General features: G+C 74.3%; 8 protein-coding genes. 4 read left to right on the top strand and 4 right to left on the bottom strand.

Going from position 1 to position 9726, the window contains the following annotated elements; translation table 11 throughout:
* Window positions 1–592 precede the first annotated feature (592 nt).
* Both GV126_RS01840 and GV126_RS01835 read left to right on the top strand, forming a co-directional pair.
* A complete protein-coding gene (locus GV126_RS01840; RefSeq protein ID WP_159673211.1) occupies window positions 593–1246 on the top strand; it encodes a 5-oxoprolinase subunit B family protein in 654 nt (217 codons plus the stop codon).
* A complete protein-coding gene (locus GV126_RS01835) occupies window positions 1236–2123 on the top strand; it encodes a 5-oxoprolinase subunit C family protein (protein ID WP_159662110.1) in 888 nt (295 codons plus the stop codon). Before GV126_RS01840 ends, GV126_RS01835 begins: the two co-directional genes overlap by 11 nt.
* On the opposite strand, the gene GV126_RS01830 is transcribed toward GV126_RS01835, so the two are convergent.
* From GV126_RS01830 to GV126_RS01815, 4 genes are all read right to left on the bottom strand, one after another.
* Entirely contained in the window at window positions 2089–2763 is a 675-nt protein-coding gene (locus GV126_RS01830) for a hypothetical protein (RefSeq protein ID WP_185946834.1), read from the bottom strand. The two genes, GV126_RS01835 and GV126_RS01830, sit on opposite strands and share 35 nt — an antisense overlap.
* Before the next feature lie 12 nt (window positions 2764–2775).
* Entirely contained in the window at window positions 2776–3657 is an 882-nt protein-coding gene (locus tag GV126_RS01825) for a carbohydrate ABC transporter permease (protein WP_185946833.1), read from the bottom strand.
* The gene (locus GV126_RS01820) at window positions 3654–4610 is read right to left on the bottom strand and encodes a carbohydrate ABC transporter permease (protein WP_159662109.1); all 957 of its coding nucleotides are present in this window, start codon (window positions 4608–4610) and stop codon (window positions 3654–3656) included. The genes GV126_RS01825 and GV126_RS01820 overlap by 4 nt, the downstream gene beginning before the upstream one ends.
* 81 nt (window positions 4611–4691) lie before the next feature.
* The gene (locus tag GV126_RS01815) at window positions 4692–5987 is read right to left on the bottom strand and encodes an ABC transporter substrate-binding protein (RefSeq protein ID WP_159662108.1); all 1296 of its coding nucleotides are present in this window, start codon (window positions 5985–5987) and stop codon (window positions 4692–4694) included.
* A 353-nt stretch (window positions 5988–6340) separates the two neighbouring features.
* Here GV126_RS01815 and GV126_RS01810 point away from each other — a divergent pair, with 353 nt between their 5' ends.
* Entirely contained in the window at window positions 6341–8986 is a 2646-nt protein-coding gene (locus GV126_RS01810) for an exo-rhamnogalacturonan lyase family protein (protein ID WP_201299787.1), read from the top strand.
* 298 nt (window positions 8987–9284) lie between these two features.
* Window positions 9285–9671: a hypothetical protein gene (locus GV126_RS01805; protein WP_159662107.1), complete on the top strand. Its 387-nt coding sequence runs from the start codon at window positions 9285–9287 to the stop codon at window positions 9669–9671.
* Window positions 9672–9726 lie beyond the last annotated feature (55 nt).

The raw sequence follows: 9726 nt of genomic DNA, 5'->3' as shown, positions 1-9726 counted from the left end.
CGCGGGGGCGCGCGGCGGGGGCGCGGGCCGCCGCGGCGCGCGGGGGCCGCGCGGGCCCCCCCCCGCGCCCGCCTCCCGGGCCGGCGCGCCGGCCGCCGCGGCGGGGCCCGGGGACACCCCCGCGACCGCCCCCGGCGCATCGGCCGCCCACAGCGCGTCGACTGGCCCCAGCGCGCCGAACGCCCGCGGCACATCGGCTGCCCGTGGCACGTCGCCGGCCCCCGGCACCTCGGCCACACGCGGCCCATCGCCGGACCCCGCCACCTCGACGGACTTCAACGCCTCGGCCGCCCGCGGCACTTCGGCTTCCCGCGGCACGTCGGCTGCCCGCGGCACGCCGCCGGACCCCGCCACCTCGGCCACACGTGGCACGGCTCCGGACCCCGGCATCTCGACGGACTTCAACGCCTCGGCCGCCCACCACGCTTCAGCCGCCCCCCGCGCTTCGGCCGCCCGCGGCGTGGGTCGGCCCGCCGCCTCCCCGGATGCCGGTGGGGCCGCGCCGACCGGCGTGGCCGCCGTACCCGCCGGCCGGGCCGCCCCGGCGGACCGGTCCCCGGCCGGGGCCGCCGTACGCCCCGTCGTGCTGCCCATGGGCACCCGCGGCCTGCTGGTCGAGCTCGCCGACTCGGGCCGGGCGGAGGCCCTGCACGCCGAGCTGCTGCGCCGCCGCGCCGCGGGCACGCTGCCGCCCGTGCGGGAGATCGTGCCCGGCGCCCGCACGATCCTGCTCGACGGGTTCGCCGACCCCGACACCGCCCGCCGGCTCGCCGCCGAACTGCCCACCTGGCGGGTGCCGCCGCTGACCGGGGGCGACGGGCGCGTGGTGGAGATCCCGGTCCGCTACGACGGCCCCGACCTGGCCGAGGTCGCCGCGCTGTGGGGGGTGTCCGAGGACGAGGTGGCCCGTATCCACGCGGCCACCGACTTCCGCGTCGCCTTCTGCGGGTTCGCCCCCGGTTTCGGCTATCTGACGGGCCTGGACGAGCGGTACCACGTGCCGCGCCGCGCCACGCCCCGCACCCGGGTCCCGGCCGGCGCGGTGGGCCTCGCCGGCGGCTACACCGGCGTCTACCCGCGCTCCTCCCCGGGCGGCTGGCAGCTGATCGGCACGGCGCCGGACACGGTGCTGTGGGACGCCCGCCGCTCCCCCGCCGCCCTGCTGTCGCCGGGCACCCGGGTCCGGTTCGTCCCGCTCGACCACGCCGCCCGCCGGCCGTCCGGAAGGAGGGGTCGTGAGGACTGAGGCACTGCGCGTCGTGCGGGCCGGCGCGCTGACCCCCGTGCAGGCCCTCGGCCGCGCCGGGCACGCCCACCTCGGCGTGCCGCGCTCCGGCGCGCTCGACGAGGCCGCGCACCGCCTCGCCAACCGCCTGCTCGGCAACCCGGAGACGGCCGCCACGCTGGAGACCACCCTCACGGGGTGCGCGGTCCGCGCGCTGCGCCCCGTCCTCGCCGTCGTCACCGGCGCACCCTGCCGGGTCACGGTCGACGGCCGCCCGGCCGCCTGGGGCCAGCCGGTGCGGGTGCCGGCCGGCGCCGTGCTCGACGTGGGCGCGGCCACCCACGGCGTCCGCTCCTACCTGGGCTTCGCGGGCGGGGTGGACGCGGAGGAGGGGCTCGGCAGCCGCGCCACCGATCTGCTGTCCGGGCTGGGTCCGGACCCGCTGCGCGACGGCGACACGCTGGCCCTCGGTGCCGTGCCCGCGGCGGGGTCTCCCGCCGCCCCGGACGCGGCACCGTGGGTGGCGCCGCCGCGCGAGCTGGTCCTGCCGGTGACGTTCGGCCCGCGGGACGACTGGTTCACGCCCGAGGGGCTGCGCACGCTGCTCACCGGCACCTACCGGGTGTCCGCCGCCAGCAACCGCATCGGGCTGCGGCTGGAGGGTCCGGCGCCGGCCCGCGCCCGGGAAGGGGAGCTGGCCAGCGAGGGCATGGTGCTGGGGGCGGTCCAGGTACCGCCCGAGGGGCGGCCCGTCGTCTTCCTGTCGGACCACCCGACGACCGGTGGCTATCCCGTCATCGGCGTCGTCCATCCGGCCGCGCTCGGCGCGATGGCCCAGGCCCGCCCGGGCACACCGGTCCGCTTCACCCCGGCCGGCGCCGTCCCCGCCGGGCGGTGAGGCGCGGGGCGGCGGGGCGGCCTACGACCGCCCCGGCGCCCTCGGCCCGCTCCGCCCCACTCTCCCTCCGCTCCACCGCCACCGCGGCCATCGTCAGCAGGCCCGGCAGGACCACCGTGAACGCCGGCACCTGCACGGCGACCACGGCGATCACCACCAGGGCGCCGGTGAGCAGCAGGCTGCCCCGCCAGTCGCGGGGCAGCGCCCCGGCCGCCTCGGTCAGTACCCGCCGCCAGGCCAGGCCCGGCCGCCAGCGGGCCGCGCCGCGCACGGCGACCAGCACCACCAGCGCCAGCGCCGCCGCCACCAGCGGACCCATCGCCCCGGCCCCGGGCAGCCCGCCGGCCAGGGCCAGCGCGTCCAGCCCCGCCACCGCGAGCACCGCGACGGGCGCCAGCGGCACGAGCGGCTGCCGCAGCGCGGACGCCACCAGCGCCAGGAAGCGCCGCACGGTGGGCGTGCGCTCGTCCTCGACCAGTTCGCGCAGCAGTACCGAGCCGGCCCCGGCCGCGGCCAGCGCGGTGACCACCGGCAGGGACGCCACGCAGACGAGGACGCCGATCAGCAGGACCTCGGCGGGCAGGGCCAGGTGGCGCAGCGCGCCCGCCCCGGGCAGCCGGGTGTCGTCGTGTGCGGTCATGACCCCTGCCCCCTAGCCCTTGAGCCCCGAGGTGGACACGCCCTCCACCAGGAAGCCCTGGAAGGCGAGGAAGAACAGCCCGATCGGCACGAGTGCCAGGACCGACATGGTGAACATGGGACCGAAGGCGGACTTGCTGGTCTGGTCCACGAAGATCTGCAGGGCCAGCGGCAGGGTGAACTTCGCGGGGTCGTTCAGGTAGATCAGCTGGGTGAAGAAGTCGTTCCAGGTCCAGATGAAGGTGAAGATGGAGGTGGTGATGATCGCCGGCCGCAGCAGCGGCAGGATCACGTACCAGAAGGTGCGGAACGGCCCGCAGCCGTCGACGGTGGCGGTCTCGTCCAGCTCGCGGGGCAGCCCGCGGACGAACTGGACCATCAGGAACACGAAGAACGCGTCGGTGGCCAGGAACTTCGGCAGGATCAGCGGCCAGAAGGAGTTCACCAGGCCGAGCTTCTGGAAGATGATGTACTGCGGGATCAGGACCACGTGCTGCGGCAGCATGATCGTGGAGATCATGAAGCCGAACAGCGGGCCGCGGCCGCGGAAGTGCAGCCGGCCGAAGGCGTAGGCGGCCAGCGAGCAGGACAGCACGTTGCCGATCACCGCGCCGATCGAGACGGTCAGCGAGTTGCCGAGGTACTGCCAGATGCTGTAGCCGGCCACCCCGCCGAACACCTGGCCGTAGTTGCCGGTCGTGGCGTGCCGCGGCAGCAGCGCCAGGTTGGACAGCACCTCGTCGGCGGGTTTGAAGGAAGTGCTGACCAGCCAGATCACCGGGTACAGCAGCACCAGCACCACGACCGCCACGCCCACGTGCCACAGCACGGTGCGCACCCTGCGTCCGCCGGCGCGGCCCCCGGCCACCGGCCGGGTCATCGCCTGGGCACTCATCGCTTGCCCTCCCCCATGTAGAACACCCACCGGTTGGCGCCGCGGAACAGCAGGACGGTGATCAGGCCCACCACCACGAGCAGCACCCAGGCCATCGCCGAGGCGTAGCCCATCCGGAAGTCGTTGAAGCCGCGCTGGTACAGGTACAGCGTGTACAGCAGCGTCGAGTCGCTCGGGCCGCCCCGGCCGCTGCTGATGATGAAGGCGCTGGTGAACGACTGGAACGCGTGGATGGTCTCCAGCACCAGGTTGAACAGCAGCACCGGCGACAGCATCGGCAGGGTCACCGCGAGGAAGCGGCGCACCGGGCCGGCGCCGTCGAGTGCCGCCGCCTCGTACAGCTCCTTCGGCACCTGCTTCAGACCGGCCAGGAAGATCACCATGGGGGCGCCGAACTGCCACACGGCGAGCGCGATCACGGTCAGCAGCGCGTAGCGCGGCTGGTCCACCATGCTGCCGACGTCGATGCCGAAGACGCCGAGCACCCGCCCTGCCACCCCGCCGTCGCCGTACATCGCCCGCCACACCAGCGCCACGCTGACGCTCGCGCCCAGCAGGGAGGGCGCGTAGAAGGCGGAGCGGTAGAAACCCGTGCCGCGCCGGTCCTTGTTCAGCAGCATCGCCACCGCGAGCGCCAGGGCGAGCTTCAGCGGCACCGAGACCACCACGTACTCCAGCGTGGCGGTGACCGCGTGCCAGTAGCGGTCGTCCTCGGTGAACATGCGGACGTAGTTGTCCAGGCCGACCCACTTCGGTGAGTCGAACAGGTCGTAGTCGGTGAACGACAGGTACAGCGAGGCCAGCATGGGGCCGACCGTCAGCACCGTGGCCCCGATGATCCACGGCGACAGGAACACGTACGCCGCGCGCTGCCCGCGGCGCCGTGGCCGGGACCGCTGCGCCGGGCGTGCGGTGACCTGCCGCGCGGGGCGGGTCAGTGCGGTGTTGGCCATCGGCTCATCCTTCCTTCGCCGGGTGGTGCGCGGCCCGGCCGGCCGGGTGGGCGCGCCCGGCCGGCGTCTGCGTCGTCGTCCTCACTGCTCGAGGGACTGCTGGGCGTTCTTGACGACGCGTTCTGCTCCGGCGGACACGCTGGTGCGGCCGAAGATGACGTCGTCGTAGACCTGCTGGAAGTCCGTCTTGATCGCGGAGGAGCCGCTGGGCCACTGCCAGGTGTCGGAGGGGCCCATCCGCTGCTGCACGCGCTGCTCGTAGTCGCACACCGCCTTGCCGTCGCCGGTGGCGGCACCGCAGACCGCGGCGCGGACCTCGGAGTTGGCCGGCACGCCGCGGGTGGCGCCGAGTGCGGCGCCCGCCTCGGGGTCGTTGACGAGGAAGTCCAGCAGCTTCGCCGCCGCGTCCTTGTGGGAGGAGTGCTGGGCGATGCCGAAGTAGACGGGCGGCAGGGCGGCCATGCCCGAGTGCGCCGGGTCGTCGCTGGGCAGCGGGGCGGCCTTCAGGGTGCCCTGGTAGGAGGACAGGTAGGAGGTGAGGTTGGAGTCGTAGTTCATCTCGGAGGCGGCCTGCTTGAGCACCAGAGCCGAGTTCTGGGTGGAGCCGTCCATCTTGGTGGTGGCCTCGGGGGCGCTCACGCCCTTGGTCTTGCGCAGGGCGGCGGTGGCGTTCCAGAACTGTTCGAGGTCGCCCGCGGTGAAGCCGAGCTTGCCGTCGGCGGTGTAGAGCTGCTTGCCGTGCTCGTGCAGCCAGGAGTCGAACCAGTCGACGGCCCAGCCGAAGTCGGTGGTGCCGGCCACCCCGGTCCTGGCACCGACCTTCCGCATGTCCTCGGTGAACTGCTTCCAGGTCCAGCCGTCCTCGGGCACGGTGACGCCGGCCTTGGCGAACAGCTTCTGGTCGTAGACCAGCATCTGCGTGGTCTGTCCCGCGGGGACGGCGTACTGCTTGCCGTCGGCCTTGCCGCCGGAGAGCAGGTTGGCGGGGATCTTGTCCAGGTGGAGGGTGCTGCCGGTGTACCGGCCGAGGTCGGCCAGGACGTGCTTGTGCTGGTACTCGCCGAAGGTGGGGCGGTCGAGCTGGATCAGGTCCGGGGCGGCGCCGCCGGCGACCTGGGTGGTCAGCTTCTGCACATAGGCCGCGTAGCCGCTGAACTCGGTCTGCACGCGGATGTCGGGGTGCTTCTTCTCGAACAGGGCGACGGCCTTCTTGGTGGCGTCCGCCCGGTCCTGGTTGCCCCACCACACGAACCGGACGGTCTGGGCTCCGCCGCCGCTGCCGGAGGACGATCCGCAGCCGCTCAGCACCCCCGCGAGGGCGACAGACACCACGCCCGCCAGGATGCGGGCGCCATGGCGGGGCGTTCTGCTTCTCATGTCGAGTCTCCTTGTGCCGAACGGGCGGTGAGCGAGTGGGTGATCGGGGGCGCGGCGATCGGACGCCGCATCAGGCTCTGAATCGATTCACGGCACCGTAAGTGGCACACCCACGCCCGTCAAGGGGTTGTGAAAGCGCTGTCTGCAAAGCTTTCGGAGAGGTATCGCTTCGCCCGAACCCCTTGCGTTCCGCGCCGTCTTCGCTGTTGCCCCGGCGAGAACCGTCGATGTCACCTGCGCGCTGCGGCCCGGCACCGAGCGCCGACGGAGACAGCGCTTTCTGAACCGGGCCGCACCTCCTTGACAAGCATTCGGGCGAGCCCTTAGATCGATTCAGCCGTGGCGGGCGGCGTGTGCACCCTGACCGCGGACGCCCGGTCCGCGGCCCGCTCCGTCCCTCGGCTGCCGGGGCGGCCGAGGGCGTCGACCTGCACTGGCTGGACGGAGCACCCGCGGCCACCACCGGCGCCGCCTGGGGCGTGCCGTGGCCGCGCGGCAAGGTCGCGAAGGACACCGCCTTCGCGCTGCGTTCCGGCGACGGCGAGGCCCTGCCGGTGCAGTCGTGGCCGCTGGCGTACTGGCCGGACGGCCCGCTCAAGTGGACCGGGCACGCGGTGGGTTCGGCCGTGCGCGCCGAGACGCTCCACCTCGCCCCCGGCACCCCGGCCGCGCCGGAGCAGCCGGTGAGCGTCACCCGGTCCGGCGGCGAACTGCGGCTGGCCAACGGCGTGGTGGACGTCCGGATCGCCCGCGGCGGCCCGGTGGCCGTCCGCTCGATCAGCCGGGGGGGCCGCGTCACGGCGCACGACGGCCGCCTGGTGCTCCTCCTGCAGGACGCTCCGGAGGACGCCGACGCTCCGCGGCGCACCTCCTGGACCGGCGTGGTGGAGTCGGCGAAGGTCACGCAGTCCGGGCCGGTGCGCGCGGTGGTGGAGCTGTCCGGCCACTACCGGCGCGACGACGGCGGCCGGCTCGGCCACGGCGGCCGTGCCCTGCTGCCCTGGACCCTGCGGGTGTACCTCGGCGCGGGCGACGCCTCGATCCGCCTGGTCCACCACTTCACCTGGGACGCCGATCCGCACCGCGACTTCGTCCGCGGGCTGGGCATGGAGTTCCGCGTCCCGATGTCCGACGAGGCGCACGACCGGCACATCCGTTTCGGCACCGCCTCCGGCGGGGTGTGGGGCGAGCCGGTGCGGGTGCTGACCGGTCTGCGCCGCGACCCGGGCGAAGCGGTGCGCACCGCGCAGGTCGAGGGCACCGCCACCCCGCCCGTCTCCACCTGGGCGCAGCAAGTGCGGGACGGCTACCGGCAGTTGGCCGTGTGGAACGACTTCACCCTCTTCCAGGGCTCCCCGGACCACTTCTCGGTGTGGAAGCGCACCTCCGCGTCCGGCAGCTGGCTCAAGCACGCCGGGCACGGCGACCGCGCCTCCGGCTTCGCCTATTGCGGCGGCGCCGGCGGCGGACTCGGCTTCGGCCTGCGGGACTTCTGGCAGCGCTTCCCCCGGGCGCTGGACATCCGCGACGCCGGCGGCGAGACCGCCACCGTCACCCTGTGGTCGTGGTCACCGCTGGGCGGCGCCATGGACCTGCGCCCCTACGACACCGAGGCCCACGGCCTGGACCTGGCCTACGAGGACGTGCAGGAGGGCTTCGGCGTGCCCGAGGGCATGGTCCGCTCCACGGAGATGGTGCTGTGGGCCTTCGCCGCCACCCCCTCCCGCGACACCGTCACCGCCCTGTCCACCACGCTGACCGCGCCACCGCAGATCGTCGCCGCGCCCGCCCACTACCACGGCGCGGGCGTCTTCGGCCGCTGGAGCCTGCCCGACCGCAGCACCAAGGCCCGCGCCGCGCTGGAGGACTCCCTCGCCGCCGACGTCGCCTTCTACCGCGAGCAGGTCGACCAGCGGCAGTGGTACGGGTTCTGGCACTACGGCGACGTCATGCACACCTACGACGCCGACCGCCACACCTGGCGCTACGACGTCGGCGGATACGCCTGGGACAACGCCGAACTCGGCACGGACGCCTTCCTGTGGTACGCCTTCCTGCGCTCCGGCGACCCCGGCGCCTTCCGTCTGGCCCGGGCCATGACCCAGCACGTGGCCGAGGCCGACACGCACCACACCGGCCGCTTCGCCGGCCTCGGCTCCCGCCACAACGTCGTGCACTGGGGCGACGGCGCCAAGGAGGCCCGCGTCGGCGAGTCCTTCACCAAGCGCTTCTCCTACTCCCTCACCGCCGACGACCTCCTCGGCGACCTGATCCGCACCTCCCTGCGGGCCGACCGGACCCTGCTCGACGTCGACCCCCTGCGCGAGGTGCTGCCCCCGCAGACCGCCGCGCCCGCCCGCATCCGGATCGGACCGGACTGGTACGCGCTGGTCGGCAACTGGCTCACGGAGTGGGAGCGCACCGGCGACACGGTGTGGCGGGACCGCATCGTCACCGGCATGAAGGACATCGCCGGCTTCCCGGCGGGCCTGTACACCGGCGAGGCGGGCGGCGCGGTCGGCTTCGACCCGAAGACCGGGCACCTGACGAACTTCGGCAAGGGCGATTTCGAGGGCGGTTACAACCTCGCGATGGCGTTCCTCGGCGAGCAGATCCTGTGGGAGGTGCTGGACCTGGTGGACGTGCCGGAGTTCCGCAGGACCTACCTGGACTTCGCCCGCACCGTCCAGGCCCCGGCGGCGGAGAAGACCGCCGTCTACGGCCGCGACTTCAACCCGCAGGTGTTCAAGACGATCTACTCGCGGGTGACCGCGTGGGCGGGCGAGCAACTCGACGAGCCGGCCCTGCGGCAGCGCGGCTGGCAGCAGTTCCTGTCCGACCCGGCCGGCAAGCCGTGGCCGGCGGCCGTGAAGGTCTCGGGCAGCGCGGTGCCCGAGCCCGTGACGGAGATCCCGGGCGGCTTCGCCACCAACGACGCGGCACAGCGCAACCTCGCCATCATCGCGCTGCTGGCCGTCGCCCCCGACGAGGCGCCGTGACCGGGGCCGGCCCGCGCCCGTGGCCTCCGGTGTCACCGGCAACGCATGTTTCCGTGCGACACATCGTGTGACAAGATTTTTGTCACACGGTGAGAGCGCGGCCGGCCGGAGCGGTCGCGCTCGACCACCCGCGCGGCGGGACGTCGCACACGGGCGCCCGGCCGGAGTGGAGCGGCACGCACCGCCTGCGGCCTCCCGGCCGGCCCGCACCGCCGCGGCGGGCGAGACGAGGGGGCGGATCGTGCCTTGGTGGCGGAGACGGAGACGGTCGGCGCCCGCACCGCGCGGACAGCACGATATGGCGTTCGCCCTCACTCCAGCCGAGTTCCGGACCCTGATCCGGGTGATCCGGCACGCCAGGGAACGCCTGGAGGCGCAAGCGGACACCGACCCGGAAACGGTCCGCAACGCCAGCGGCGCGGAACTGCTGCCGCTGCTGCGCGCCCGCGCCCGCGCCGCGCTCGCCTCCGGCGCCGACGGGGTGCCGATGCTCGTCTCCGAGATCCGGCACGTGGAGGCCGCGGTGGTCAACCTCGCGTCCTACGGCGGGCACGAGACCGTGCTGTGCGAGGGCCACGCCCTGCTGGATCGGCTCGCGGCACGCGCGCGAAACGCACGCCGGGGACGGTCGGTGGACGGCGTGCTCACTCTCCCCCCGTCGTCGCCGCAGACACCGTGCGGCTGACGGGGCGCGCCCGGCGGCCGGCGGACCCGCCGAACCGGGGCCGCCCCCACTGAAC

The organism is Streptomyces mexicanus (assembly GCF_902506575.1).
GTDB lineage: Bacteria > Actinomycetota > Actinomycetes > Streptomycetales > Streptomycetaceae > Streptomyces > Streptomyces mexicanus.
Note: the sequence above shows the minus strand (reverse complement) of the source record. Positions and strands in the feature narration are given on the sequence as shown.

Excerpts from the sequence above, each read along its gene's own strand:
- GV126_RS01840 (WP_159673211.1), top strand. The coding sequence starts at position 593 with ATGGGCACCCGCGGCCTGCTGGTCGAGCTCGCCGACTCGGGCCGGGCG.
- GV126_RS01830 (WP_185946834.1), bottom strand. The coding sequence starts at position 2,763 with ATGACCGCACACGACGACACCCGGCTGCCCGGGGCGGGCGCGCTGCGC.
- GV126_RS01825 (WP_185946833.1), bottom strand. The coding sequence starts at position 3,657 with ATGAGTGCCCAGGCGATGACCCGGCCGGTGGCCGGGGGCCGCGCCGGC.
- GV126_RS01820 (WP_159662109.1), bottom strand. The coding sequence starts at position 4,610 with ATGGCCAACACCGCACTGACCCGCCCCGCGCGGCAGGTCACCGCACGC.
- GV126_RS01815 (WP_159662108.1), bottom strand. The coding sequence starts at position 5,987 with ATGAGAAGCAGAACGCCCCGCCATGGCGCCCGCATCCTGGCGGGCGTG.
- GV126_RS01805 (WP_159662107.1), top strand. The coding sequence starts at position 9,285 with ATGGCGTTCGCCCTCACTCCAGCCGAGTTCCGGACCCTGATCCGGGTG.